36 protein-coding genes are annotated in these 25653 nt (G+C 52.8%); 24 read left to right on the plus strand and 12 right to left on the minus strand.

Annotated features, from left to right (window positions below):
• Positions 1-49: 49 nt before the first annotated feature.
• The gene (locus ASN_RS10750; RefSeq protein WP_058988159.1) at positions 50-1018 is read left to right on the plus strand and encodes a carbon-nitrogen hydrolase family protein; all 969 of its coding nucleotides are present in this window, start codon (positions 50-52) and stop codon (positions 1016-1018) included.
• A gap of 869 nt (positions 1019-1887) precedes the next feature.
• Positions 1888-2469, plus strand: coding sequence for a DJ-1/PfpI family protein (locus ASN_RS10755; protein WP_058989288.1), 582 nt, complete (start codon positions 1888-1890; stop codon positions 2467-2469).
• Positions 2470-2562: 93 nt separating this feature from the next.
• Here ASN_RS10755 and ASN_RS10760 read toward each other — a convergent pair whose 3' ends face one another.
• Complete coding sequence (locus ASN_RS10760; RefSeq protein WP_058988143.1) at positions 2563-3267, minus strand: IS6 family transposase; 705 nt, start codon at positions 3265-3267, stop codon at positions 2563-2565.
• 449 nt (positions 3268-3716) lie between these two features.
• Here ASN_RS10760 and ASN_RS10770 point away from each other — a divergent pair, with 449 nt between their 5' ends.
• Positions 3717-4058, plus strand: coding sequence for a type II toxin-antitoxin system VapC family toxin (locus ASN_RS10770; protein ID WP_231866488.1), 342 nt, complete (start codon positions 3717-3719; stop codon positions 4056-4058).
• 100 nt (positions 4059-4158) lie between these two features.
• On the opposite strand, the gene ASN_RS10775 is transcribed toward ASN_RS10770, so the two are convergent.
• Positions 4159-4863: an IS6 family transposase gene (locus ASN_RS10775; protein ID WP_058988143.1), complete on the minus strand. Its 705-nt coding sequence runs from the start codon at positions 4861-4863 to the stop codon at positions 4159-4161.
• 467 nt (positions 4864-5330) lie between these two features.
• Here ASN_RS10775 and ASN_RS20225 point away from each other — a divergent pair, with 467 nt between their 5' ends.
• Positions 5331-5807: a DUF4113 domain-containing protein gene (locus ASN_RS20225; protein WP_231948513.1), complete on the plus strand. Its 477-nt coding sequence runs from the start codon at positions 5331-5333 to the stop codon at positions 5805-5807.
• Positions 5808-5842: 35 nt separating this feature from the next.
• Here ASN_RS20225 and ASN_RS10785 read toward each other — a convergent pair whose 3' ends face one another.
• On the minus strand, positions 5843-6502 hold the full coding sequence (locus ASN_RS10785; RefSeq protein ID WP_058988161.1) for a PIN domain-containing protein: 660 nt from the start codon (positions 6500-6502) through the stop codon (positions 5843-5845).
• A 668-nt stretch (positions 6503-7170) separates the two neighbouring features.
• Here ASN_RS10785 and ASN_RS10790 point away from each other — a divergent pair.
• The 3 genes from ASN_RS10790 to ASN_RS10800 are packed head-to-tail and all read left to right on the plus strand — an operon-like array spanning position 7171 to position 8856.
• Positions 7171-7785, plus strand: coding sequence for a hypothetical protein (locus ASN_RS10790; RefSeq protein ID WP_058988162.1), 615 nt, complete (start codon positions 7171-7173; stop codon positions 7783-7785).
• Between the two features lie 12 nt (positions 7786-7797).
• Positions 7798-8160: a hypothetical protein gene (locus tag ASN_RS10795; protein ID WP_058988163.1), complete on the plus strand. Its 363-nt coding sequence runs from the start codon at positions 7798-7800 to the stop codon at positions 8158-8160.
• A gap of 60 nt (positions 8161-8220) precedes the next feature.
• Positions 8221-8856 carry a hypothetical protein gene (locus ASN_RS10800; protein WP_058988164.1) on the plus strand — a complete coding sequence of 212 codons (636 nt, stop codon included), beginning with the start codon at positions 8221-8223 and terminating at the stop codon, positions 8854-8856.
• On the opposite strand, the gene ASN_RS10805 is transcribed toward ASN_RS10800, so the two are convergent.
• Positions 8811-9362: a nuclease-related domain-containing protein gene (locus ASN_RS10805; protein WP_058988165.1), complete on the minus strand. Its 552-nt coding sequence runs from the start codon at positions 9360-9362 to the stop codon at positions 8811-8813. The two genes, ASN_RS10800 and ASN_RS10805, sit on opposite strands and share 46 nt — an antisense overlap.
• A gap of 50 nt (positions 9363-9412) precedes the next feature.
• Positions 9413-9679: a hypothetical protein gene (locus tag ASN_RS19960; RefSeq protein ID WP_058988166.1), complete on the minus strand. Its 267-nt coding sequence runs from the start codon at positions 9677-9679 to the stop codon at positions 9413-9415.
• A 220-nt stretch (positions 9680-9899) separates the two neighbouring features.
• Here ASN_RS19960 and ASN_RS10815 point away from each other — a divergent pair, with 220 nt between their 5' ends.
• A complete protein-coding gene (locus ASN_RS10815) occupies positions 9900-10709 on the plus strand; it encodes a hypothetical protein (RefSeq protein ID WP_058988167.1) in 810 nt (269 codons plus the stop codon).
• Between the two features lie 148 nt (positions 10710-10857).
• Here ASN_RS10815 and ASN_RS10820 read toward each other — a convergent pair.
• Positions 10858-11945, minus strand: a protein-coding gene (locus ASN_RS10820) for an IS3 family transposase (protein WP_099048368.1) whose coding sequence is annotated in 2 segments (ribosomal slippage) — positions 10858-11684 and positions 11684-11945 — 1089 coding nt in all. Because the reading frame shifts where the segments join, the coding sequence is not laid out codon by codon here.
• Positions 11946-12077: 132 nt separating this feature from the next.
• Between ASN_RS10820 and ASN_RS10830 the strand changes: the two genes are divergently transcribed.
• On the plus strand, positions 12078-12731 hold the full coding sequence (locus ASN_RS10830; RefSeq protein ID WP_058988168.1) for a hypothetical protein: 654 nt from the start codon (positions 12078-12080) through the stop codon (positions 12729-12731).
• 53 nt (positions 12732-12784) lie between these two features.
• Here the strand turns inward: ASN_RS10830 and ASN_RS10835 are convergent, their stop codons facing one another.
• Complete coding sequence (locus tag ASN_RS10835) at positions 12785-12982, minus strand: hypothetical protein (RefSeq protein ID WP_058988169.1); 198 nt, start codon at positions 12980-12982, stop codon at positions 12785-12787.
• Positions 12983-13145: 163 nt separating this feature from the next.
• On the opposite strand from ASN_RS10835, the gene ASN_RS10845 reads away from it, so the two are divergent.
• From ASN_RS10845 to ASN_RS18830, 12 genes are all read left to right on the plus strand, one after another.
• Positions 13146-14497, plus strand: a protein-coding gene (locus ASN_RS10845) for an IS3 family transposase (RefSeq protein WP_099048284.1) whose coding sequence is annotated in 2 segments (ribosomal slippage) — positions 13146-13482 and positions 13482-14497 — 1353 coding nt in all. Because the reading frame shifts where the segments join, the coding sequence is not laid out codon by codon here.
• Positions 14498-15052: 555 nt separating this feature from the next.
• The gene (locus tag ASN_RS10850) at positions 15053-15733 is read left to right on the plus strand and encodes a hypothetical protein (protein WP_058988170.1); all 681 of its coding nucleotides are present in this window, start codon (positions 15053-15055) and stop codon (positions 15731-15733) included.
• Positions 15734-15792: 59 nt separating this feature from the next.
• The gene (locus tag ASN_RS10855) at positions 15793-16092 is read left to right on the plus strand and encodes a hypothetical protein (RefSeq protein ID WP_058988171.1); all 300 of its coding nucleotides are present in this window, start codon (positions 15793-15795) and stop codon (positions 16090-16092) included.
• Complete coding sequence (locus tag ASN_RS19965) at positions 16085-16231, plus strand: hypothetical protein (protein ID WP_162870764.1); 147 nt, start codon at positions 16085-16087, stop codon at positions 16229-16231. Before ASN_RS10855 ends, ASN_RS19965 begins: the two co-directional genes overlap by 8 nt.
• A 722-nt stretch (positions 16232-16953) precedes the next feature.
• Positions 16954-17442 (plus strand): single-stranded DNA-binding protein, encoded by a 489-nt coding sequence (ssb, locus tag ASN_RS10865; protein ID WP_058988173.1) that lies wholly within the window; start codon positions 16954-16956, stop codon positions 17440-17442.
• A 62-nt stretch (positions 17443-17504) separates the two neighbouring features.
• A complete protein-coding gene (locus ASN_RS10870) occupies positions 17505-17942 on the plus strand; it encodes a hypothetical protein (RefSeq protein ID WP_058988174.1) in 438 nt (145 codons plus the stop codon).
• A complete protein-coding gene (locus ASN_RS10875) occupies positions 17939-18355 on the plus strand; it encodes a hypothetical protein (protein WP_058988175.1) in 417 nt (138 codons plus the stop codon). Before ASN_RS10870 ends, ASN_RS10875 begins: the two co-directional genes overlap by 4 nt.
• 72 nt (positions 18356-18427) lie before the next feature.
• On the plus strand, positions 18428-18700 hold the full coding sequence (locus tag ASN_RS10880; RefSeq protein WP_058988176.1) for an antitoxin: 273 nt from the start codon (positions 18428-18430) through the stop codon (positions 18698-18700).
• Positions 18697-19107, plus strand: a complete 411-nt coding sequence (locus tag ASN_RS10885) for a type II toxin-antitoxin system VapC family toxin (protein ID WP_058988177.1) — start codon at positions 18697-18699, stop codon at positions 19105-19107. Before ASN_RS10880 ends, ASN_RS10885 begins: the two co-directional genes overlap by 4 nt.
• Before the next feature lie 68 nt (positions 19108-19175).
• The gene (locus ASN_RS10890; RefSeq protein ID WP_058988178.1) at positions 19176-19709 is read left to right on the plus strand and encodes a hypothetical protein; all 534 of its coding nucleotides are present in this window, start codon (positions 19176-19178) and stop codon (positions 19707-19709) included.
• Entirely contained in the window at positions 19706-19906 is a 201-nt protein-coding gene (locus tag ASN_RS10895) for a hypothetical protein (protein WP_006560470.1), read from the plus strand. Before ASN_RS10890 ends, ASN_RS10895 begins: the two co-directional genes overlap by 4 nt.
• Before the next feature lie 49 nt (positions 19907-19955).
• On the plus strand, positions 19956-20246 hold the full coding sequence (locus tag ASN_RS18830; RefSeq protein WP_231948183.1) for a hypothetical protein: 291 nt from the start codon (positions 19956-19958) through the stop codon (positions 20244-20246).
• Positions 20247-20340: 94 nt separating this feature from the next.
• Here the strand turns inward: ASN_RS18830 and ASN_RS10900 are convergent, their stop codons facing one another.
• From ASN_RS10900 to ASN_RS10920, 5 genes are all read right to left on the minus strand, one after another.
• A complete protein-coding gene (locus ASN_RS10900; protein WP_058988179.1) occupies positions 20341-20733 on the minus strand; it encodes a hypothetical protein in 393 nt (130 codons plus the stop codon).
• Between the two features lie 11 nt (positions 20734-20744).
• Positions 20745-21557 carry a hypothetical protein gene (locus ASN_RS10905; protein ID WP_058988180.1) on the minus strand — a complete coding sequence of 271 codons (813 nt, stop codon included), beginning with the start codon at positions 21555-21557 and terminating at the stop codon, positions 20745-20747.
• A 96-nt stretch (positions 21558-21653) separates the two neighbouring features.
• Positions 21654-22118: a hypothetical protein gene (locus ASN_RS10910; protein WP_058988181.1), complete on the minus strand. Its 465-nt coding sequence runs from the start codon at positions 22116-22118 to the stop codon at positions 21654-21656.
• 2 nt (positions 22119-22120) lie between these two features.
• Complete coding sequence (locus ASN_RS10915; RefSeq protein ID WP_058988182.1) at positions 22121-22969, minus strand: hypothetical protein; 849 nt, start codon at positions 22967-22969, stop codon at positions 22121-22123.
• 116 nt (positions 22970-23085) lie between these two features.
• Complete coding sequence (locus ASN_RS10920) at positions 23086-23802, minus strand: hypothetical protein (RefSeq protein WP_231948184.1); 717 nt, start codon at positions 23800-23802, stop codon at positions 23086-23088.
• A gap of 396 nt (positions 23803-24198) precedes the next feature.
• On the opposite strand from ASN_RS10920, the gene ASN_RS10925 reads away from it, so the two are divergent.
• The 3 genes from ASN_RS10925 (at position 24199) to ASN_RS18835 (ending at position 25644) form a co-directional block, all read left to right on the plus strand.
• Entirely contained in the window at positions 24199-24957 is a 759-nt protein-coding gene (locus tag ASN_RS10925) for a BRO-N domain-containing protein (protein WP_082666648.1), read from the plus strand.
• A gap of 97 nt (positions 24958-25054) precedes the next feature.
• The gene (locus ASN_RS10930) at positions 25055-25333 is read left to right on the plus strand and encodes an HU family DNA-binding protein (protein WP_058988184.1); all 279 of its coding nucleotides are present in this window, start codon (positions 25055-25057) and stop codon (positions 25331-25333) included.
• Between the two features lie 20 nt (positions 25334-25353).
• Complete coding sequence (locus ASN_RS18835; RefSeq protein WP_082666649.1) at positions 25354-25644, plus strand: WGR domain-containing protein; 291 nt, start codon at positions 25354-25356, stop codon at positions 25642-25644.
• Positions 25645-25653 lie beyond the last annotated feature (9 nt).

Raw genomic sequence — 25653 nt, forward strand, 5'->3', positions numbered from 1 at the left:
TCCACTCTCCCCGTCATTGCAATACACTACATCCATGAGAGATCCGGACATGAGCCAGCATCGCGTCGCCGTTATCCAGGCAGGAACCAGTCTCTTCGACACCCCTTGCACACTCGATCGGATGGAGGCCCATTGCGAAGCCGCAGCAGCGCAGGGTGTGGAGCTGGCAGTTTTTCCTGAAGCCTATGTTGGCGGATATCCAAAAGGTCTGAACTTCGGCGCTGTTCTGGGAAGCCGCTTTCCTGAAGGGCGTGAGGATTATCTTCGATACTGGAAGTCAGCCATTGACGTTCCGGGAGCAGAAACAGCGCAGATCGGCTCTTTCGCAGCGAAGATGAAAGCCCATGTTGTTGTTGGGGTTATCGAACGTGATGGGGCGACGTTGTATTGTACGGCGCTCTTTTTTGGGCCAGATGGGGCGCTTCTTGGCAAACACCGCAAGCTGATGCCGACCGGCACCGAACGACTGGTCTGGGGACAGGGAGACGGTTCGACCATTCCGGTATTCGAAACAGAGATTGGGCGTATCGGGGCTGCGATCTGTTGGGAAAATTACATGCCCGACTTACGTCAGAGTATGTATGCCCGGGGTATCAATCTCTGGTGTGCGCCTACGGTGGATGAGCGCGATATCTGGCAGGCTTCCATGCGGCATATTGCGTATGAAGGACGGACGTTTGTGCTCAGTGCCTGTCAGTACATGACGCGCGCGGATGCGCCGGAAAATTATACCTGCCATCAGGGTAACAACCCGGAAACCGCTCTCATTCGTGGCGGAAGCGTGATCGTCAATCCGCTCGGAGAAATCATCGCAGGCCCGATCTATGATCGTGAAGCCATCCTTACGGCGGATATTGATCTGGATGATGTCATCCGGGGGAAATATGATCTCGACGTAGCGGGGCATTATGCCCGTCCTGATATCTTCAGTTTACAGGTTAACAACGCCTGTCAAAATCCGGTATCGGTCTCTGCGCCAGAGATTGATGCTCCACTTCCCACGATGAAGATCGAATAAAATGGCTGCTGCCTCTATCGCCTGGCCGTAGCTACTGAGGCCTTCTCTTTAAATATCACGGCACAGTCCGTATCTGGTGATAGACTGCTATGGGGGGAGGGAACAGAAGGTCTGCTTTGTGTAAGCCACTGATAAAACCGAACATGCATATAGAAGTCTTTAGCGACGACTTGCACCTCATCCCGCTTCTTGATGTAATTTGTGCTACGTTGCAGATAAGTGACTTATCCAAAGTTGCCCGGTGAGCAGTCGGCCCGCGTCTCGACGCGCCTGAGCAGATTTTTTTTGTGCAAACTGTGATATCGCACAGGTCATAACCAATACGTTGGGAGTGTCGACCCATTGTGGTTGAAGTCTGTATGACATGCCTGAGACCACCATCTCATTGTACGGAAGTCTCGGGCTACGCCGAAATACTAATTCGGTAATTATTATTTATGTCGCGGATCATTTTTTGAATTGATATAGGTCATGCCGAAAGGAGCGACACCGGAAACCTGTAAAATAGCTCCCCTGTCCCCAGCCTTCAGGGCGTGCCCCATATTCACCGGAAGATGTACGAACCCGCTCGCTTCCATATGAGCCCGCGGATGAGAGCATAATCAATCGTCGTCGATCGGCTCGCGGCACACCCGTCAGGTCCATCATCAGTTATTGGTCACATCAGGCAGATGTCTGGTGTAGGCTTCGCGTTGCTACAATCCCCTAATGACGGTCATGAGAGCTTATTATCCTGTCCGAAAAATGGGGACCACCTCACCGGCAGGTGGGTGACAGGACTGCGTGTCGTTACCAGCTATTACCCACAGTCCTTCTGCATACGGTAAGAAGGAGTCCGTCTTTTGAACCTCGATCGTCAGGATGATCTCATGGCTGGTAAACGTATTCTCATGCTCGCAGGTGATTTCGTTGAAGATTACGAAATCATGGTGCCATTCCAGATGCTGCTGATGGTTGGACACAAGGTGGATGTGGTGTCTCCGGGCAAGAAGGCTGGCGAGCAGGTGGCGACGGCCATCCACGATTTCGAAGGCCATCAGACCTACACCGAAAAGCGTGGCCACAACTTCACGCTCAACGCCACCTATGCAGACACGAAAGCAGATGATTACGATGCGCTGGTCATTCCGGGCGGTCGTGCGCCTGAACAGCTCAGCACCGATGAAAGCGTGCTGGACTTGATCCGGGCCTTTGTGACGGCTGACAAGCCGATTGCTGCCGTCTGCCATGGCCCGCAGCTTCTCGCTGCTGCCAATGTCATTTCCGGTCGCAAGGTTTCTGCCTATCCCGCCTGTCGTGCTGAAATGATCCTTGCAGGCGCAGACTATCAGGCGATTGCGATTGATGGGGCTGTGACGGACGGTAAGCTGGTGACAGCACCAGCATGGCCAGCACACCCGGCCTGGATCGGCCAGTTCCTTAAGGTTCTGGGCACGAAGATCGAAGCCTGATTGTTATCCGCAGGGAAAGACCCGCCATGTGTGAACTCTACGGTGCTGTCACATTAACTTTGGTTTGTTGAGCTCCTCTCGGTGTTGACGCATTCAGGCGGTAAGCGCGGTAGCGTTGTTCCACTGGACGAAAGCCCTGATCCGATGGATGTGCCGGGAGAGGGCATTGTCGATGGAGTGGGGCGGGACGAAGAGGTTGCGGACGGCGGAGAAAACGAAGACGAAGCGCTGGCATCCCCCAGGTGAGCGGAATTTCTGCATGACCCGTTCGCGTTTTCGCAGTGGCAGATGGCTGTTCTCCGCCCTGTTGTTCAGGCCCTTGTGGGATAGGTGCCGGACCGTGAGCCTCAGTTTACGTCTGGCCGCCCCGTAAGAGCCCAGCTTGTCGGTGACCAAGCGCGCGGGCCGGATACCCTGCTTTTTCAGCAGTCGCGTCAGCAATCGCCTTGCGGCTTTAGTGTTCCTTCGGGTCTGCAGGATTTCGTCGAGAACGTAACCGTCCTGATCGACGGCGCGCCACAGCCAGTGTGGCCGGCCATGGATCACGACCCGGACCTCGTCGAGATGCCAGATATCCCCGGGTCTAGCGGCCTTGCGGCGCAGCGAGCGGGCAAAGGCCACTCCAAATTTTAGGCTCCACCGGCGGATCGTCTCATACGACACAACAATCCCGCGTTCGAGCAGCATCTCCTCAATCAGACGAAAGCTCAGGGGAAACCGGAAATACAGCCATACCGCATGCGCGATCAGCTCACTCGGAAAACGATGTCGTTTGTAGCTCACAGATCCAGCGCTCATCAGCGGAGACTATCACAGGTCAGAGTTAATGTGACAGCACCAAATAAAGTAAGTCCATACGGCCACGCGTGGGTTTGATGTTGCGTCGTTTGGATCTAAATGATAGATATCAATGATACCTACTCCAAGGAGGTGGACATGTCTGATACAGCCAAACTTTTTATGACCGGTCGCAGCCAGGCCGTGCGTCTTCCTGCAGCTTACCGATTTGACACATCAGAGGTCACAATCCGCAGAGATCCACGTACCGGTGATGTCATTCTCTCGCCGCGTCCCCTGGGGTGGGGTAAGGCACTTTCTGCCATCCGGCAGGCCAAAGGGACTGAGCTTTTCCCTGAAGGTCGCAACCAGGATCAACAGGACAGAGATCCATTTGCTGTGTGCCTAACGTGATTTCTTATATGTTCGATACCAATACAATAAGTGATATCATACGCGCGGACGAAAGAGTGCTCTCACACGTGGAGGCGCTTGATCCAGGCCGGTGTTGTGTCTCGGCCGTAACCGCCGGAGAAGTTGCGTATGGACTAGCCAAACGCCCATCGGCAACTCGATTACTGCGTCTGACACGCACTGTCATGGATCGGCTGACCATACTGCCCTGGGATCATGGCGTAGCGGAGCGCTACGGCAAATTACGCGCTGAGCAAGAGCGGCATGGTCAAATTCTTGGGTCTTTGGACATGATGATCGCCGCACATGCCCTGACAGAGCATCTCGCGTTAGTGACCAGTGATCAGGCTTTTGCTCAGGTTCGGGGACTTACTGTGCTGAACTTTCGAAATTCGTGAAAACTGAACAAACGCTTATTACATTGTCTCTCAACAAACCAGAAATCAGGTGCTGTCACATTAACTTTGGTTTGTTGAGCTCCTCTCGGTGTTGACGCATTCAGGCGGTAAGCGCGGTAGCGTTGTTCCACTGGACGAAAGCCCTGATCCGATGGATGTGCCGGGAGAGGGCATTGTCGATGGAGTGGGGCGGGACGAAGAGGTTGCGGACGGCGGAGAAAACGAAGACGAAGCGCTGGCATCCCCCAGGTGAGCGGAATTTCTGCATGACCCGTTCGCGTTTTCGCAGTGGCAGATGGCTGTTCTCCGCCCTGTTGTTCAGGCCCTTGTGGGATAGGTGCCGGACCGTGAGCCTCAGTTTACGTCTGGCCGCCCCGTAAGAGCCCAGCTTGTCGGTGACCAAGCGCGCGGGCCGGATACCCTGCTTTTTCAGCAGTCGCGTCAGCAATCGCCTTGCGGCTTTAGTGTTCCTTCGGGTCTGCAGGATTTCGTCGAGAACGTAACCGTCCTGATCGACGGCGCGCCACAGCCAGTGTGGCCGGCCATGGATCACGACCCGGACCTCGTCGAGATGCCAGATATCCCCGGGTCTAGCGGCCTTGCGGCGCAGCGAGCGGGCAAAGGCCACTCCAAATTTTAGGCTCCACCGGCGGATCGTCTCATACGACACAACAATCCCGCGTTCGAGCAGCATCTCCTCAATCAGACGAAAGCTCAGGGGAAACCGGAAATACAGCCATACCGCATGCGCGATCAGCTCACTCGGAAAACGATGTCGTTTGTAGCTCACAGATCCAGCGCTCATCAGCGGAGACTATCACAGGTCAGAGTTAATGTGACAGCACCTGTGAAACAATCAGAAGCCGTGTCGAACAGATCACAAAAATCCCGACTTGCGTTGGGTGGGGAGCAAGTAAAACGATTGCGAAACTTGCAAATTATATTGCAAAGGACCGACCGGAGTTAGAAGGCCTATGCGACTTGACCGATGATCGTGTCAGAGAGCGTTATTATCGTAATTTACCGATCAGTGAGATCTGGGGCGTTGGCAGGAGACTTGTACCACGACTGAATGGTGTGGGCATACGGACTATCGAACAGTTTGTAGAAGCTGACCCCGCTCAGATCCGGCAGATCATGACAATGACAGGGGTGCGACTGCAAGCAGAGTTACGCGGTGTGTCTTGCCTTGAACTGTCAGAAATGGCTGATGTTCGCAAAGGTCTGGCGTGTACGCGTTCATTTGGTAGGCCTATCACGTGTTACTCAGAGATGAGGGAAGCCCTGGCGGGATTCGCTGTAAGAGTGACGGAAAAGCTTCGTGCTGAAAAGCTTGATGCAGGGCACGTGAGTGTTTTTGTCCAGACAAATATACATCGGCATTCTGAGGGGGGGTACGCCAACCAAGCCAGCATAACCTGTGCTCCGACACAGGATGCTCTGACAATGATCGGAATCGTCAGTCGGCTGTTACGTACGATCTGGAAAGACGGCTACAGATATACGAAAGCGGGCGTGCAACTTAATGATCTTGCTCCTTGTGGGCGACAATCCTCATTATTTGAGAAGCCTCAGGAGCAGACATCTGCGTTGATGGACGCAATGGACACCCTTAACAGGCGATACGGTCGAGAAACAGTCAGACCGGCTGCTACAGGGATCGTAAGGTCATGGCGTCCACGGCAAGATATGTTGTCACCGCGATATACCACAGAACTGGCTGAGATAATGGAAATCAAAAGTTTTTAAGACCAGACGAGTACTAGATTAGTTTCCAAGTAGACCTAAGGCAATGAATAGATTACCCGTTTTCCATCGTAAGAAATTACCCCTTTTTTTTCAAAATCTTTAATGATTTTTTCTGCCGTTAGGCCAAGTTTTTCTGATGAAATCTTATTGGTAGTCCATGAAATAAGGGTTGCACGTGACGCGGGACGATTTTTATCGTGTCTCTTAAGTATTTCTATAATGCGCTCTATAGCGTGTTTATGAGGCGTTGTTTGTTGGGCAGAGCGCTCTCCTTGGGGTGGTAAAGATGATGGTAACTGAGGACTGCGCTCGATGGGAACGCCACGATTGTTCAGAAACTGGATGAGGGGATCATATCCCTTGTCTTTGGATATGATAAAAAAACGGGCTGTGGGCATGCGGGCAAGGATAAATCCAGTGTGATGCACAATGCACATGTCGAGAGCGTTTTGTCCTGTAGCTTCAAGTTGAATGTATTGTGCGCGAGAACCCAGTGCCTGCATCTGGACTGCCAGTTTCGTAGAAATTTTCTTTTGTAAGGCGCCCACAAACAGTAATACATGCATGTGGGGTTGATTTAGATAGCTCAAATCCTCAGTCTGAACATTTTCATAATCAATCAGTACAAACAGAGGTTGGGCGGTACTGAGTTCAGATCCAGAAGTGTATTTTGGTTTGTTGTCAATTATATTCATAACGTTTATCACCGATCGTTACGCTTTCTATATAAAGAAATTTTTTCTCTCAAAAGGGCGTATTTGTTCTTAATGATACCTGTAAGCCAGTTGTTAGCCCTATAGAAAACATAACCCAATACTGCCAGTGTAAGTAATAGGCCCCAGCCAGTGCCTATGGTGAGTATCAGAAGAGATGTTTCTACCCGATCGGGCTGAATAGCCATTGTGCATAAATCACGCTGATGTCGTGTTTCGCTGCTAAACTGGACGCTTGGCGGAATACCCTTTTCGCCTTGGCGCATAGCTGGGAATGTTGTGGGCAACCAAGTTCTACAACTTTCGGTCATAGCTCGGGTTTGCTCACGCAATAGCGGAGAAGGCTCCGGAATTGTGTTCGTAGGCTGTGTCATTTTTGGGGCTGGTGACGTGGTTTGTGCTACCGCGAACGTGGGCGTGCCCCTAAGCAAGACAAAGAGAGGCAGGATAAGTTTTGCTGTGCGGACGGGTCTGCCATGGCTGGCAGAGCAATAGGGATGAGGCATAAGTGGTTCTCCTTTAGGGAGGAGTATTCCCTCTCATCATGCGACCAGATTCACTTTTTTAGACGAATCTGGTGCGACGAAGTTTTTCGTCGCATCTTGTGAGGCAAAGATAGGGGCTCACGGGGATAAGGAGACGAAACTGTTATGCAACATGGCGTCAATCCGAGTTGTGACGCGGTAAGCACCAGAGAAGATACTGGAATACAGGGTGAGCACCTGAAGCTGGAGGAGACATCCACCAGTGTTGTGACATTCCGCACTCCAGGTTCACCAGAGGTCAGAGCGCGTTACAGGCAAATTGCCCAGGATGGAGAAGGAAACGTACCGCATCCCCGATTTCGTGACGGGTGGCGGTTACGTGTAGATATCTTGAGTGAAGACGGCAGCATAGTCGATGGCAGTGTCTTTTTCAGGCTGTTCCGTGGATCTGAACAGATCGTCAGACCATATTTATTAGGCCTGATGACGTGGGACGAAGACATGCGCCTGGGAGCGTTGATTACCGCCAGTTTGCTGGGCAGCCTTGGATATGCTCAGGGAAAGATCACCCCGACAGGCAAACCCAAGGAAATCACAAAAAGCGGCATTCTCCCACAGCTTGTTACATTGATATCGAACACGCCATACGGGCCGCGTCCGTCTGAGGCTCCGTATATGATGGAACTCATTCATGAAATTGCCGCCGTGCTCATGCAGGAAGTGAAGCGGCGGGTTGGAGAAATTGCTCCGCCACCCTCGAAGGTGAAATTCTGTCTATGAAGGAAATTTTTTGTGAAATTAACGTATAGCCTGTCACTGACAGCCTTTGCTGGTTTGATGGCATTGTCACAACCGGCTTCAGCGCAAAACATGATCAGCAGCGGGACGAGCCAGTTCGCGCTCAAAACCACGCAACATGCTGTTCCTACTCTCTTTGCTGAACACCCGGCCTCTTTGGAGCAGTTGCTGAATTCTGGATATGAAATCCGTTCCAGCGCCAATAGTGAAACAGGCTCAGCCATGATTCTTTTCCGGCCGGCCCAGCTAGGCCACAAGGCATCATGGGTAAGGTGTGAATTGATTGGCGACAGGAACGGCAACGTCGTGTTGCGTTCGAGTCATAATGTCACATCAGACTGTCGCGATTTGAACTGAGAAGACCAGGCGTCTTGCGGTATTCAAACTCTCGTTTTTAGTCAACCACACAGGTCTATTATGCCATCCAAGAAAACATCTCGCACCAAAAAACCAGTCGTGTCCAAAGCTCCAGAAGATCCAGCTCGGCATCGTTATACAGAAGATGAAATGGATGCGCTTATTGATAAAGCGTGGCCAGAAGAAAAAGTTGAAGCGTATTTCCGAGCCGAGCGTGAGGATGCACCTATTCCTGTTGTGCATGATTTTGCCGTCATGAGGCCCCAGACAGCACGGCTGGCGAAGGCTCTGGCCGACATGTTTCCTGGCCAGTTCAAAGGCGTGGAAATAGGCGCGTGGCCCCCGATCAATGCAGAAGATGGCATGATAGACGTGATCTATCTCGGAAAGAGCTGGATTGTACAGCTTGGATATGACGGGTACGAGCCCTCAAGACTTGGTTTTGTCAATGCGACATGTGACGGGCTGGACTACCTGGAAGCGCTCGAAATTGATTGTGGTAGCTACCAGAAAGATGGCTTTGATTCCTATGAGGCAGCGTTTCCGTTGACCGATGAAGACCGGGAGGAATTCATTGATTACATGCAACGCAATTTTAACCGGCCGGCTGAAAAGGTCATTCTTGTTCGAGAAGATGATCGCGAAGCAAATCAGGCAAATGGGGATAAAGTCGTTCCTTTCCGCAAGCCCTCATGATGTTTTGCTGCTTCAGTTAGGCGATCCCAGGCATGCTGGAGCAGCTCTGAAACAGAGTTGTTCCGTAGGCTTTCCAGTTCCTTCGCAAACGTTTCACTTGTATGCACCACTGAGGAAAGAGCCGGGGCAACTTCTGCAGTCCCTGTCATGACAATTCTACTAAGTGTCTGAATCCGAGAATCTATGTGACGAACGATCATATAGACGGCATCACAATGGCCGGCATTTTGCCGCACAGGACTGTAGATTTTCTCAGACCATCCACCCGGCAGAGTTTGCCGCCAGTAATCGTTGCGAATATCCCCACTCAATCGGCCTTGTAAGTGCTTGGTTTCAATGACGAGTATGCCAAAAGCCGTCAGAGCGACATGATCAATCTGCGTTGGGTTTCCTGATCGGGTTGGCAACACAATATCATGGAGACTGGGCAGACCATATTCAGCAAGAATATTCCTGACGTTCGTCTCACCTTTGCGCCCCTGAATATCAGATTTGAAAGCTTTCAAGAACGAGTTTTCTCGTGCAGACCTCATGGGAGCCCCGTATCGCCGACGCATTAGATGTCCTCCATTTTCTGGGATACCCGCAACACTTTCTTGCGGCGCCTGGCTTCACGCTGGCGTGCACAAACCAACTCGCGATTTCGAGCATAGTATCGTTGATGCTTTGACATGTTATCGCCAGAGGTGCGCGGATAATGAGTTGTTTTGTGCGGTGAACCGTTGGGTGCAATGACAATGTTTTCAGTTTCGACAGAGGACGTGATGACCGAATGGTTCGACAGTTTGCTCTCAACAGACTGGGGACTGGATTTTCGCGGCATTACAAACTCCTCACTGATCGGGAACCAGTTTGGAGTGTGCTGATGCGACGAAAAATACTCATTTTTCAGGTAAGAGACTTTTATAATGCCTTGAGCGCACAGAACAACACGCTCGCCGCAATGGTGCGGCCTGGCGGCCCGCGCCCTTAATGGCGCGCCATTGCCCCGACCGGTTGTCTGTGCCCCACGAAATTGGGACCAAAATCAAAGGATCCCAAAGATGAGTATATCCACAATATCAGTCCAGACACTCACTGGCCCAGCCTCGCTCATCAACCGGCTCGTTAAAGAGCTTGTTGAGGGATACTGCCACTCCGAAGACATCATGGTTATCGATGACAATACGGTACAAATTTCACTTTATAACGGCTCAGGTTCGACCCTTCTCCATCATGCAGACGCTCTTTCTGTAGACTATCCAGCACTGGATATCCGAGCCGTAGAATGGGTTGATTGTTTCGAGGACGTCAGTGTTGCTTATTGGAAAAGCGGACGTAAAATATACCAATGTGATTTGTGCGAGATCGTCTCGTGTGAGAAGCCTGAAGGCTACAGCGGGCCGTTAGCCGATAAAAGGATCAGGTTCTGGCAAGCCGTGCCCGATTTAAAGATGGCGATACAGCATATCCTGCCCGATTACGATCTGATGGCTCTCTCAGAGCTGGCCACGTTGGCTGGCGGCTGGCTTGCCCTGCACAATGCAGACTGCAAAGTTCTCTTACGGCTCCCTTCGCAACCCGACCTGAACGATGGATGCCTTGTCCAGCTTTCATCTGAAATAGGGCGCGTTGCTATCGTACAGGGCATAGATCGCTACGGATGTTGTGCGTCTGAACAGTCAGTTGCTTATGCGGATGTAACAGCCCGTTGGCCTGAGTTGCGACCGTTTCTGCGCTCGTATTGGCGCTCAGGAAAAAAGCAGCGCACACGCAATAGAAGATGGCGCCAACTTCAAAAGAAAATGGCTGGAAAGCCCATGAAGTCGAGATTATCGCTTAGACACAGTGAGGAACAGGATATTCCTTTCTAAGACAGGAGCGCTCTGACCGAAACGGTCTCTCGCATCAAGCGGTGGCTCCTCGTCCGTCTGTCTGCGCCAGACGGCCTGCGGTGCCGGCGCTGTGCGCCGCGCATGACCCGGTAATCCCCCCACTTTTAGTGGGGTTCTGACTGAGAATTCAGGCAATTGCTTTTAGTTTCTGAGCGGGTGTGAACCCGCCGTTCCCCATGTTGGGTCTGTCATGGTTATATGTCCAGAGCCATTGTGTTGCGACCTCCTGTACGTCCTGAATGCTTTCAAACAGAGACTGCTCCAGCCATTCCTGCCGGACTGTTCTGTTGTAGCGTTCGATATAGGCGTTCTGTTGCGGATTGCCCGGTTGCGTATAGATCAAGGTAATTCCTTGTTTTGCGGCCCATGAAACCAACGTATGACTGATATATTCAGGGCCATTATCCATTCTGATAGCCCCTGGCCTGCCGCGCCACTCCATAACCTGTTCCAGACAGCGGACAACCCGACAGGCCGGCAAGGAAAAATCAACCTCAATCGCCAGTCCTTCACGATTAAAGTCATCCAGAATGTTCAGGAGACGAAAAGCGCGTCCATCCAAAAGCCTGTCTGCCATAAAATCCATGGACCAGACCGTGTTGGGAAGGGTCGGAACCGAAAGTTTTTCAGGCTTTTCGCGAACCAGACGTCTGCGGGGTTTAATCCGCAGGTTAAGTTCCAGCTCCCGATAGATCCGATAAACCCGCTTATGGTTCCAGGGCTGTCCCTGCACATTACGTAGATACAGGAAACACAGGCCAAATCCCCATCTCCTGTGAGCCTGGGTCAGTCCCACCAGAAGAGCGGCAATCCGGTCGTTCTCCGCTGCCAGTCGCGGACGATAGCGAAAGCAGGTTTCCGATATCCCAAAAATCCGACAGGCCAGCGCAATGCTGACCCCGTGATGCGCCACAGCCTCTACGGCCAGTTCCCGGCGCTGGACTGGCCTCTTCATTTTTTTCCAAGGGCTTCCTTCAGGATATCCGTCTGCATGCTCAGATCCGCATACATACGCTTCAGCCGACGGTTCTCCTCTTCCAGAGCCTTCATCTGACTGATCATAGACGCATCCATGCCGCCATATTTCGCGCGCCACCGGTAAAACGTGGCATTGCTGATCCCATGCTCCCGGCACAGCTCTGGAACCGGGACGCCACCTTCAGCCTGACGGACCACACCCATGATCTGCGCGTCAGTAAAGCGATCACTCTTCATCAGAATCTCCTCATTCCATACGCTGAGAAAATTCTCATTCAAAAGCCACTCTTTTTATGGGGGGATTACCACCCGACAGCCCGCTCCGGTCGGACCTGAAGGAGTTCATAACTCTTAAGAAAGCGACATCTCATGTCCTATCGGATTGTTTATGACCTCGCTGCCACGAGGTTTTCTGCGGACACTCTAAACGCAGCCTTCCCAGATCATGGGTTTTCTAGTGACCAGTATCTCTTCTTCGAATTGGGTGGCGACAACAACCTCTATGAATCCTATGCGTCCCGCCAGCGCATCCTCCAACGGCGTGTCAGAAACTGGTCACTGATTGCAATGGGATCAGAGTGGGAAGTGATGCGTCAGCTCGTCACTTTTGCTGCGTCATGTGAAGGGGGCGGTATGCGGTTCAGTGGGGCATCTGAAACGGCCGCCGAGACATACATACGCAAATGTAGGGCAATAGTCTCTGAGGCAGTAACGCCTGACACCCTCTTGCAAAAAATGGGCTGTGGGGTGTCTTTGCAGATTGCAACACTCGGTGACGAGTGTCCTGGGTGGAGAAAGAGGAAAATTGAGACGCTGACAGCGCTCCTTGGGCAGCCTGGAGGAACAGATACTCACGACTGGTTTGTCCGGCCCCTGCATGAAATGAAGGATGCAGCGGCTTTATTTGCCTTTGGCTACATGGACGGTCGGCCAATTTATAACATGGCGAGCGTCTCAGTCATCCACCACTCCAAACTACCTCTGATGAAAGACTTGGCGATGCGGAAACCTTACGCATTCTAGCGTCAGAGTTATCCCACCTGCATAGTCTGTCTTGCAGGTGGGAGGAGAGCGTTTCACCGTATCTTCGCGGCTTTCATCATGTAACCCCAGGCGAACATACCAGTCACTGTGGTAGGAATCATCATCCATTGGGCGATGGTCGTGTGACCAGAACAGGCAAGGCCAATGGCGGTGCAGCCAATCGCTATTTCTGCAAACCCGTAAGTTACGCCTTGGGTTATGGTGCGTGTGTTATCGTTGGGATCCATCATCAAGTGTTCTCCTTGTTAGGGCACATTGCTGAACAGTGAGTCTGAGCCACCACACAATGCCGCCAGAAAGGCTGGTATGTCCGCCGTCAGGATCTATGGGACGAAATTGGTGAATTGAATAATGGAGGATTTCTGGCTCATCGTAACGACGAAGGAGTGAAGTATGAGCCAGAAATCCTTGCCGGAGACGACATCGGGGGAACGGTTGATCCGCGATATCCGCCGGGCGACGCGTCGGCAGTATTCGGCGGAAGAGAAGATCCGCATTGTGCTTGATGGCCTGCGGGGCGAGAGCAGCATAGCTGAGCTGTGCCGCCGTGAAGGTATTGCCGAAAGCCTGTATTATTCCTGGTCGAAGGAGTTTCTTGAAGCCGGGAAGAAACGACTTGCGGGCGATACGGCGCGTAACGCCACAACCAGTGAAGTCCGTCATCTGCGTGACGAGGCGCGGGCCCTGAAAGAGGTCGTGGCCGAGCAGACACTGGAACTGCGCCTGCTTAAAAAAAGCATGATCGGGGCTGGGGGAGACCCCGCATGAGATATATGGCTTCGGAAAAGCTCGAGATCATCCGCCTTGTCGAGCAATCAGCCCTGCCGGTTCGGCAGGTTCTCGGCAAGATTGGTATCCCGCGTTCAACCTTTCACCGCTGGTGCGATCTCTATCGGACGGGCGGCCCGGAAGCCCTGGCGGACAAACCCTCTGGACCCAATCGGATATGGAACCGCATCGCGGACGATATCCGTGCACAGATCATTGATCTGGCGCTGGAGACGCCGGAACTGTCGCCTCGTGAAATTGCCGTGCGGTTCACCGACGAGCAGGGCTATTTCGTCTCGGAAGCCTCGGTCTATCGCCTGCTCAAGGCCCATGACCTGATCACCAGTCCGAAATTCATCGTCATCAAGGCGGCGGAGAGCTTCCATACAAAAACAACAGCGCCGAACCAGCTCTGGCAGACGGATTTCACCTATCTCAAGGTTATCGGATGGGGATGGTTCTATCTGTCGACCATCCTTGATGATTTCTCACGCTACATCATCGCCTGGAAGTTGTGCACGACCATGGCCGCATCCGATGTGACGCAAACGCTGGAACTCGCCTTGCAGGCATCAGGGCTTCATCAAGCCACGGTCAGACACCGGCCGCGACTGCTCTCCGATAACGGCCCCTGTTATGTTGCTGACGAACTCGCGAAATGGCTAAATCAGAACAGCATCGATCATGTGCGTGGCGCTCCCAACCATCCCCAGACACAGGGGAAGATCGAACGTTGGCACCAGACGCTCAAGAACCGCGTGCTTCTTGAGCATTATTATCTGCCTGGAGATCTCGAAAGCCAGATCGAGGCATTCGTCGAAAACTATAATCAGCGCCGCTATCACGAGAGCCTCAACAATCTCACGCCGGCAGATGTCTGGTTCGGACGGGGGCAGACAATCCTGCTCGAACGTGAGCGCATCAAAAGAGCTACCATCCAGAAACGACGCTTGCTTCATCAGCAGCGTGCCGCCTAAACATCATAATCAGATGGGCCAGACCCTCCGTTATTTCACACCATCCATAGTCCCAAATCTTTCGACGACGGACACAGTCCTTCTTTAAAATTATGAAGAGAGTCCAGATCAGGTTGGGCTTGGGCAGACGCAGTTTCCTTGTTTCCGTTTGCCCCGTTCTTGCGTGTTCCACCTCAATACGGATCCGGGACGCCCCTGTCGGGGTGCGTTCGCTCAGCATCTCTAGGCGGCCGAGCCGCCAAGAGATGTCGAGCCCCCTGAAGGGGTCTCGTCACTTTCGTGCTAATGCTCACCGTCATTCTTTCCTATACTTACATTTACTTGTTTGTGTGAAAGTAAATAAAGGGCATGCGGAAAAGAAAACGGAAATTAATGGACAAGTAAACAAAAACAATTCATTTATTTTGTTGTTTTTATTGCATTTTATGCTTGCAATGGTGGGGCGGTTTATACTATCTTTTACTTGTGAGAGGGAAATAACTCCCAATCATAAAGCGCCCCGAGCCAGTGATGCGAACACTGAAACGGGGCTAACGCCAGACAGGAGACTAGATCATGTCAAACGCTGCTACCGCTATCGCTCAGGCCCATACCGAAGCGCAAGAGAAGAAAGCCAACAAGGCCAATAAAAACGCACCACGCGCCCGTTCCTTTCAGGAAGCCGTTGACCGCAAGGCCGCTGCCCCTATCGCCAGCCTTGAAGCCGTCAAGGCACTCATTCCCACCGATGCACAGGCCGCAGCTATTGCCCGCGCCTTCGCCATTGATGAAGTGGACACTGATGAAGTGTTCGGAGCCGGTTTCAATTCCGTGATGGAAGAAATCAAGATCATGGAGCCCATTCTTGCAACCACCGTAAACGGTGAAAAGAATTACCGCGCTCTTGAAATGCACATGCAGCGCATCGTGGGCGCGCGTGTGGCCTCTGCTTTCGGGCAGGCCCAGTTCTATGAAACCAAGCGGCAGGCCGCCCGTGAACTGTCCTCTGGCTTTACAAACGACAACCGCGACGAAGATCGTATGGGGGTGGATGGGCAGGCCAACCGTGCCGCCTTCGCCCGCGAATTTGCCGCACAACTCGGCATGAAAGCCTATGGCCTGTCAGCCCTTGCAGAAGGTGCCGCCAAGGCTTACGCCGAATACTTTGGCTCTGAATGGAAGCCCTACAGCCGCAATTCCGCCCGCTCTCTTGATCGCCAGATCGCCGATGCACAGGCAGACGCTCTGGGCTTCTGATACAGCGGCCGGGCGGCTTCGCCGCCCGGTTCTTTTCCTTCACATCGGATGAGTATTGGATGAACACGAACCAGATTACAGACCGGGAGCGCCGCTTTCTCAGGGCTATTCTGCCCCCAAGGCAGACCCGGAAATCTCAGGAGGATCGGCTTAAGGCAGTAGCGTCAGCCTTGCAGACTATGGCGCTAAGTGTGGTTGGGGTTGGTATCATAACCCCGTTTTTTACCTCACAAATGGGGGTAAATTGGCGTATGATGATGGTTGCCGCTGGCGTGGCTTCTTCAGTGGAAGTAATTTCCTTGCTAACTCTGGCCTATATCCAATATCCTCCAGAAAAGGAGAACAACGACCATGAGTAACTTTACAATCAACATGATTGGCATTGTCGTGCCGTTCTGCATCTTCACGTTGGCTTTTGGCTTCGCTCTCGGTCCAATCCTGCGCCGTCTTAACAAATTGCGCGACAGGCTCGACGCTCAGGCGTCCCATCATTCCTGACAACAAGGCGGCCTCAGTGCCGCCTTTCTCTTATGCCTTGCACCAGCGCGGGGAAAAGGCGGCCAGCAGAGCTGGCCAACTATGAACGGCCGGGGCTGCGCCCCGGCAGCTCTTGGACTGTTCTCACGCTCTGACGCTTCAGGTTCCCCGTTAGCTCCGATTGCATCTGCTCATGAAGGGGATCACTGCACCCTTTTTCCTCCTCATATGAGGCTGGGTGCGGGGGAGGGCGTTCTGGATCCTCTCACGCTTTTGGCTGTAAGCCTGAATCGTTCTGGTCTCGACCGGCATGGCCTTGGATTTCCTGTCGGGTTGCTTCCTTTCTTTCTGTTTGTTTCAGCTTTTCCGCGTGATCCTCCGCAGTGTCCGGGGCGCCCCTGTCGGGGTGCGTTCGCTCAGCATCTCTAAGCGGCAGAGCCGCTAAGAGATGTCGAGCCCCCTAAACGGGGTCTCGCCACTTTCGTGCTAATGCTCACCGCCGTTCTTTCCTATACTTGCTATTTACTTATGTATTAGTAAGTAAATAAAGGGCACGCGGGAATGAAAGGTTTGTGTATTTGGGGTTGTCTTGAAAAACTTATATTTTCTTGCGCTCTCTTGTTGTTTTTCCTTGCGTTATTTGAGCATCCGTACTATCTTTTACTTGTAGGCGAAAGAAACAACACCGCCAACGGCCAGTAAAGCCGGTTTCATCAGAAGTATAGCAGTGTAGGAGAAGTGTTATGGCTGGTTCCGTTAATAAAGTTATTCTTGTCGGCAACCTCGGCAAAGACCCGGAAGTGCGTCACTCCCAGTCCGGGCAGAAGATTGTTTCTTTCACACTGGCCACGTCCGATACCTGGAACGACCGCCAGTCTGGCGAACGGCGTGAACGCACTGAATGGCATCGCATCGTTATTTTCAATGAACGTCTGGCAGATGTGGCGGAACGCTTCCTGCGCAAGGGCCGCAAGGTCTATCTCGAAGGCTCACTCCAGACCCGGAAATGGCAGGGGCAGGACGGCAAGGACAACTACACAACCGAAGTTGTGGTTCCTCGGTTTGGCGGAGAGCTGACCATTCTCGATACGCGACACACTGAGGAGGGTGAACAGAGTGGCGGATACAGCAACGCCCCACGGAACTCTGGCACCCGCAGTAACGGCGGTCAGGCGGGGGCGTGGGATGCGCCGCAGTCAAACGATGATCTCGATGACGAGATACCGTTCTGAGTGCCAGTTTTTTCCTCTAAGGCCGGGGAGGTGCCCCGGCCAGTTCAGCCGGAGTATTCCTCATGTGTGATGTCGCAGAACTGTATGAAACAGCCAATTCCGCAGCCAGCAAGGGCTGTGGCTGCTCTTATGAACTCTATGTTCAGAAACTGACAAGAGAGATTGATCAGACTGTCTCTCGGCTCGCTCCCGATCAGGCCGCAGCCCTGCAGGACTATGCAAGACAGAAAGGGGACTATGCCCCGGATGCCGATGGCTTCCACCTTGCGGGCTTCTGCTGCCACGGCATTGAATACGGATGCTGTCCGGCAGGATGCGATGATGTGGAGGAAGACGACTGGGACAGTGAAGACGAAGAGGCTGCCAGAATAGCCCTCAATCAGGAGATCATGGCCGAAATCGAAGAGGAAGCAGAGCAGGCAAGGATGGCCGCAGTCGCTTCCCGTGATGCGCGGGTTCTCGATCGCATTGGCATGATCCGCAGGAGAATGGCGGTATGAGACAGCTTGTCCAGGAGCTGGGGCGGACGGCATTTCATATCGTGAAGGGGATGCCCTCACCTTCCTTTGTCAGGCTCAACACACTCAGGCGGTTTGAAAGGCTGCTGCTGGCCATTCAGGAAGACCGAGTGGCCTCTTCGTTGCTCCGGTCCAAGGTGCCAGAGCCGGAGCCAACCCCACATGATGTCGCCCGCGGGCTGGCCGACCTTGTCCCGTTACGGTTTCAGCTGCGCGAGGATGAATCCTTCAGGCCTTTCTCAAGAGGGAGTGCGCTGGCTTTTATCGCCTCACGCCGAGACGAAGCCCGTCTGGAAGGGTTGCAGGGGGTGGCTATGCCGCTGTCCATAGCGGGCGTCGATTATATGGTGCACTACATGCGGGGACAGGATGGTGTGACTGTCGGGCACCTTTAATGGGCAATTAAAAAGCCTTGAAGTCATCATGTTTGGCATATACAATTAGGGATATACATAAAGGAGGCTCTGATGCCAGTTCCTGAAGTGACTCCCCGACCGCGCGAAGTGAAACTCTTTCGGAACAATCGCAGTCAGGCTGTGCGTATTCCAGTCGAATTTGAAATGCCAGGAGATCGCGTGCTGATACGCCGTGACGGTGACAAGCTCGTTCTGGAGCCTGTGAAAACCCCTTCCACTCTGAAGGAGCTTCTCATGGCATGGCGCGAAGAACCGCAGCTGGCCCCCGAAGACGATTTTCCCGATATTCAGGACGTAGCCGCCAGACCGGAAGATATTCTGTGAGCGCCTATCTCCTTGATACCAATATCATCAGTGATCTTGTCCGAAATCCTTCCGGCCCGTGCGCGCGTCGCATCGAACGTATCGATCCCGGCGACCTTTGTACCAGCATTATTGTGGCCGCTGAGTTACGATATGGATGTGCTAAAAAAGGCTCTGCAAAGCTGTTAAACCGGGTTGAAAGCGTGCTGGCGTTTGTCCCCGTGCTGCCTCTCGATATTCCTGCCGACTGTGAATACGGTGGCATCCGCGCCGAACTCGAAGCCGCAGGGCAGACGATCGGCATGAATGATCTGCTCATCGCGGCTCACGCCTACACCCTCAAGGCGACCCTGGTGACGAACAACACACGTGAGTTTATGCGCATTCGAGGCTTGAAGGTTGAAAACTGGCTGGAGGATGGGACGTGACTGTCTTTTGCCCCAGAAGAAACAAACGGTCAGCATAACAAGAAGACTTAACCAGACTGTCTGAAAAGATGACGGTTTTACAGACACAGGAGCGTCAGGTGCCGAGAGAGGTTTATCAGCCAGAGACGATTGTCTCCATGACTGTGGCGGATGATGAGGCTGAAGCACAATTCGGCAGTCTCATGAAAGCAGTCCGGAGAGAAAAAAATTTCGATCCCTCTTTGCCCCTGACCATCACTGTCGAGCAAAAACCAGCGGGTTATGCGAAGTCCTTGGAAGGGTGCTATCATGTATCCTTGAAAATAGTGGCTTTACTGGGCGCCAGGGTTTCCGGGATTGAGCCTCACGATCCGAAGCACGAAGACAGTTCAGACGTGCTGTGGCTGTCAGGGCATCCGGAGACGGAATTGTCTGCCGGACGCGCCATCTTCGTGACACCCGCGACAGCCATGGAAAATCATTGGATGATTGACGAGTGCAACGTGAGTAAGGTCGGCAGGAATGGAACGTACTGGACCGTCACAGTGCCTGGGTCAGAAGTTATCGGCGTCGTGGAAAAGCTCTACGGCGGCAGTACAGCTTGCGAGAGAGGTGTATCATGAATCTTGCCCGTGCGATCATGATCCGCAAGGAGCGGAAACGGCAACGCAGAGAGGGGGCAACCCGACGAGAGAGGCTGTCCGTCTCGCCTTTGCTATGGGATAGCCTTGCGGCAGACAGGCAACTCCAGCGGACATGGAGGGCAGAAGGGGTGCCATTCTGGAAGCGCTTGCTCCGGGCCTTCCTGATTCAGGGATAAAACACAGTGAAGGTTGGCCGGTCGCATCATGGCCAGCCAACATCACACTATGAAAACGACAGACACCCCCTCTTCTTCCGAACGCCCGGCTCTACGGCTCTCCGGTCGCCGACTGTTCCAGTGTCTCATGGTGCTGGGCTGGACGGAACGTCTCGCGGCCGAGAGATGCGATATGCATCGCACACAGTTTCGACGCGCCATTGCTGGGACATCGTCATTGCCTCCTGATCTCTCGGCATGGTTGCTCGATCTGGAAGCAGCAATTCTAGCGCGACCATCTCCTCGAAAACGACTGCATGATCCGGCGTTTCAGGATCGCAGTTTGAGCGCAGTCAGCTGAACCACAAAAAAAGCCGCCTTATGGCGGCTTTTCTATTACCTTACAGTAGAGACATTAATGCCAGGAAGGTCTCTCGTTAGTGCCTAAGCTGGGCTTAGTGACCATACGTGAAGCCAAGATGGCCATTTGACATGACGGCGGGAGTACATGTTGCAGAGGGATCGGCCTTTGCATGATAAGGCTCAAGGTATTTCTGTGCGACCCAGCGCGGGCGGAATGCAAAATCAAATGTTTCGACATAGCCATTCATAACACGGGCACCAATTTTTACGGCCACCTGATTTCCGACTGGCGCAATATCGGGCTCATTGTCAAAAGGTCTCAGCTTGAACGAAACCGGATGTTGGAAGTCCATTGATTGTGCTGCAGTTTCATTCAGCATCATGCATGTGTAACCAGCCAAGGGTTTTACTGGTGTCAAACTGGCAGCCAGAGCTGGGATAGGGGCAACGGCTAAGGCAAAAGCCAGTAGATTTCGTAATTTCATAATACCCTCAATTAACTAGCAAGGATTGGAGAGTTTGCTGCTGTTCCCATTTTGGAAGCAACATTAGATTTCCATTGTCCGACTGTCTCACCCGGCGAAATGCCGTTTTTAGCAAGTTGGTCAGACGACATATTGGATAATACGGAGGCCATAGAAGCGTTCTCATCTGCCTGCGCAAGCTGAACTCCTGCGTGCGGACCGAAGTTATAATAGCCTCTGGCATCAAGAGCTGTCGGGTTGCTAATCCCTGAATTCTGAAGAGATGTCGCAGCATCCTTGAGATACTGTGCTGCAGCAACCGCCTGTGTGGCCGGATCTTGCTGGCCAGAAACGCCCGTGTTCGTGATACTGGATGCAAGGCCGGGGTTAGAGGCCAACGCCTTTTGCAGAGCTTCATTGTAGGTGCCGTTCGACATTTGAAATGCACCAGTAATCGATGAGTTGCCATTTGCTGTATAAACGTTGCGACACCCTGACTCTACAGCGCACGTTGCGGCCAGAGCATCTGGATTTACCCCAAGGGCGCTGGCATTTTGGGCCGCGGCATATCCCCATGACTGGGAATACATCGATTGCAGAGCATCCGTACTGCTGCCGTTTGTTGTGGTTGTAGAGACTACGGACCCACTTCCACTAATCTGCTGTGTTGTGGTGGAGGTCGGCGGTGTCCAGCCGCCCATCCCAACTTCCTGATAGGTTGCATTGACCGTTGGCGGCAAACCTGCCGGGACATTGACGGTTTGCGCCAATGCAGGATAAACCAAGAACGAAGAGCCAAGCACAGGCCAGACCTTCCACGTGGTTCGTCTCTTTTTCACGAGCATCTCCTTTGGTTGCGATGCGGTGATTTTTCCTCATCATGATGCGACGAGTTAAAAAAAAGAGCGGGCAGGGAAAGTGTGTCCATTATGGTCACACTTTCATGGAAGCCGCCCAAGCACGAAACCGATCAGAACAAGCACCATTCCCCAGAAGATGATGATGCCTGTGGAGCGCCATTGATACCGGTCGGCAATCAGTTTTGCCCGCCGCCCTATCTCAGGTTTCAAAGACTGGAAGACTTTGCTGACAACATCCAGAATACGTTGCTCAACCATCCGTTCGTTAATCTGGCTCAGCGCGTTCGCTGCATCCACACCATCCTGCAATGTAAGTTCGATTGAGCGACGTTCTGCCTTTACTAAGACGAGGGCCTCATCGAGGCATCTGGGCATAGCTTCAAGGGTGCGGTTTTGTGCTTCCAGCACGGCCAGTATCGCCAGGAAGAAACGCCCGTTCGCAGTATCCGGCCTGACAGTGAAGTGCTGAAGCGCATGCTTCAGCTCCTCAATCGCCTGCGCGGGAGTGGGTGGATTGTCCGGCTGTCTGTCGTTTTTCTGTCTCATGGCTACTCAAAGTCTTTCGGGACAGGCAGACCTTTGGGCATGTCGGGAAGGAGGCTAGGGTCAATCTGTGCAAGAAACTCGGGGAAAGAGCGGTGAAACCAGACTTCTGCGCGCATCCGGTCAAATAGACCGCTGGGGGGATGGCCCTCGACATTCTTGTCATCAATGAAGTCTGCGTAAGACATCCGACGATCCGTGATTTCGTCCATACCGTCCAGTTCCGGCAAGAAGTAAATTCCGCCATTTTCATCTGACGCATCTACCGTGGCGTTCATGACTGCCGGTGTCTGACGGATTTTGTCGAAATGGCTGTTGTTTGAGTAACCAAGCGGCAGCAAGCCACGGTTCATCACGATGATGCTGTGGCCGGGCAGGAAGCGCCGTTTCTCTTGCAGATCCTGCAGGTAGTCAGCATCGGCCAGTTCCGTGCCGAGCATATATACCACGACAACCTTAATTCCCAGCTTGGCCAGTTGCGGCACAAGAGGGGTGCTATTGATGATTTCGTGGAAGGCAGTCCAGCCGCCGCCGATATCCAGTATCACGTCTTTCTGGCGTTTCACCATGCCTTCGATCTGCTGTTCCAGCCAGGTTTTCTGCTCCTTGAGATTGCCCGTAGCGGGTTTCCTTGTATTGGGGTGGAAGTGCGCGATGGAGTGGGAGACGTTCAGGAGGTCTGTATTCCAGACTTCTACATCACCGCCTTGACGCATGACTGTCTCAGTCAGGGCATTGAGGAAAACGGTCTTGCCCGTGCGTTGCCGACCGACTGCGGTCAGGAGCACAGGGGGTTTGGTGCGGGCTGGCTTGGCAGGTTGTGTCTTCGCTGGATCCGTTCTGGTTGCAGTCATTGAATCATCCTTTTCTGGTGCGGCACCGCACAATCATGAGAGTGCCGTTCAGAAGGATTTCACCGTGTCATCATGCGACCAGATAGGATTTCTCCAGAAAAAAATGAAAAGCCTCTTCAGTCCGAATACTGATCTTCCTCTCTCTCGCGAGGTGATTTGAATTCCAATTCTTCCTCGGGAACATCCTCGCCTGCGAGCAGACGATCATAGAGAGCCCGCCTTTGCTTGATGATCTCTCTTAGTTCAGGGAGTTTTGCCTCTACTTCCTTGACCAGCATCGGCGCACCCTGACTGTCATTTCGCCTGATCTGTTCCTTGGCCAACGTAAGATCGAACTTGGCCTGACCAAGCGTAAAACGAGCTTTGTCTATTTTTTGCTCCATCGTCATGGGGGCACCTGCAGGAACCGTCTCGGTTTTAAGGGTCAGAGAGGAGCTTTGAGGAACTGGCTGAACAGGTGGCGGGGCAGGTTGTGGAATATTAACGAACTCTGGTGTCCAGTCGGCGGGCAAGCGGCTGGGCATGATGGGCCTGTCGTTATTCTCATCATTCTTTGGCTTTTCCATGCCTGAGGTGGCAAGGGCTTGAGCCCGTTTGGCTTTGGCTCGACAAACGAGGTGCCATGTTTTGCGCACACGTTGTATCGACCTGGTATCAGTCTTGATAGGCACGCCGTCCTCAATGGCGAGTTCTATGTAAGGCAACCACATTTCACCAGGTAGCCGCATTTCCAACAGTTCTGCGTGGTTTTCAAACAGCCACTGATAGAGTTTTCCTGTCGTGCGCTTGCGCGGTTGCGTTTTGAGTCGTTCTTTCAGCTTTGCGAACTTCATGGGTCTCTCTCTTGGCCTCAGTGTCCTCTGAGGGTGCGCTTCCAAGATGCGACCGAAAACGATATCCGCTTTTCCGTTCCACGATTGTGGGGCTTTCTGTTCCATTTCCGTGGGGGTTCCGTTCCTCATGGCGTCCCATATCTGTGGGGTTTCCGTTCCGTTTCCGCCCCATATGAGTCCCACGTCCGTTCCACCAAATTTAGGCCCTTCATACACCATTGCACCCTCAGTGCGGCGGCTGCGCCGCCAGGATTGGGCAAGCAGAGAAAGGGAGTCAGAATCGTGACTCCCTTTGGGGGCCAATTCATTTGATTTTTTGAGAGTGAAATCTGTTTTCCGTCGCATGATGGGCGGCGATGCTCGCGATATCGAACATCTGGAGAGAGGGGCAGATTAATGAACAGCGAGAGCGCGCAGCGGAGACACCAACAGCACAAGGAGCCGTTGGTTGTTGAGACTGATAGTCTGCGTTTTGAGGAACAAGGACTGGGAGCAGTATCAATCGAGGGTAAGCGTTGGGTTCTGGCAAAGGAAATTTGCAACGTACTGGGTATCAGGAACCCTAGACACGCCGTGACCCGTTTGGACGATGACGAGTGCATGCTGGTGTTGTTGCAGACAGCGGGCGGTCCTCAGGAAGCACACGTCGTTAACGAGAGCGGCGCTTACCACCTGACGTTCATAGCGACGAAACCCGTAGCCAAGCGGTTCCGGCGGTGGGTAACAGATGAGGTGTTGCCCCAGATCCGTCGCACGGGAGAATACCGGCCGAATGCAGTTACGCAGACCGACAGTGGCACCGCCACGCCCGATATTAGCGAGGCTGATTTGCGTCTTCTTGCGGAGCTCAAAGAAGGTGATATCTATCAATCAACCCGTCACCTGGTGACCCGCATGAATGGAAAATTCTCTGTCGAAAGAGCGTTAAGCGAAGCAAAACGTCCGTGGTCTTATGATCTGGATATTCTGGAACTCATTCACCTGGTGAAGCTCGTGCAAATCAGTTGGTTTGCTCTTGGACAAAATAATGAGCGGTCGGATCAAATGCGCCAGTATATGTGCCGTCTATCCACAGTTATGCGGCTGCTGGATGATAAGCTTGGCACTGGCCCCTACTTTGAGCCGGTTTCCGCTGTATCACCAGTCAGGTCATAAGTTCCATCATTGAGGGAGTGGAAGGTAAACCCTTGTGGTTGTGGTGTAAAATCTATTACCCTTCCATTCCCTAATGGATCATGTTGGAACACGTTAAATGAATAATCAGGACTTGATTGAACGTATTGTTGCTGCAACGGATATTTCAAAAAAAGATGCCAAAGCAGCCTTGGAAACAGTATTTGCAGCAATTACTGAAGCCGCTGCGAAAGGTGACGAAACGACCATCTCAGGATTTGGCAAATTTGTTGTCCGTCAGATGGCTGAGCGCAAAGGACGCAATCCACAAACTGGTGCGGATCTGGTGATCCCCGCATCTCGTAAACTGGCCTATACACCAGCAAAGGCTGTCAAGGATGCTCTGACAGGTCAATGAAGCTTTGCTGATTGCCTGAGATGCGGCGGAATGATTTTACCGTGCGAGATGGGGCTTGTCTGCAACTTGCTCTTTTCCCGGACGCCGTTTCTCTGGTGCGCATCTATCCGCCGCGTAACACATGGCGCTATTACGATCTTTCGATTCAACCGGATCTATTCGGTGGCGCAGCACTCATTCGACGATGGGGAAGAATAGGAACTCCCGGAAAAGTAAGGCTGGATCTTTTTTCTGATGCAGGAGCTGCGGCTAATCAACTGGCACATCTATTACGTCAAAAACTCAAGCGGGGTTACGCTGTAAGATCATGAATAGTGGCA

The organism is Acetobacter senegalensis (assembly GCF_001499615.1).
GTDB classification, from domain to species: domain Bacteria; phylum Pseudomonadota; class Alphaproteobacteria; order Acetobacterales; family Acetobacteraceae; genus Acetobacter; species Acetobacter senegalensis.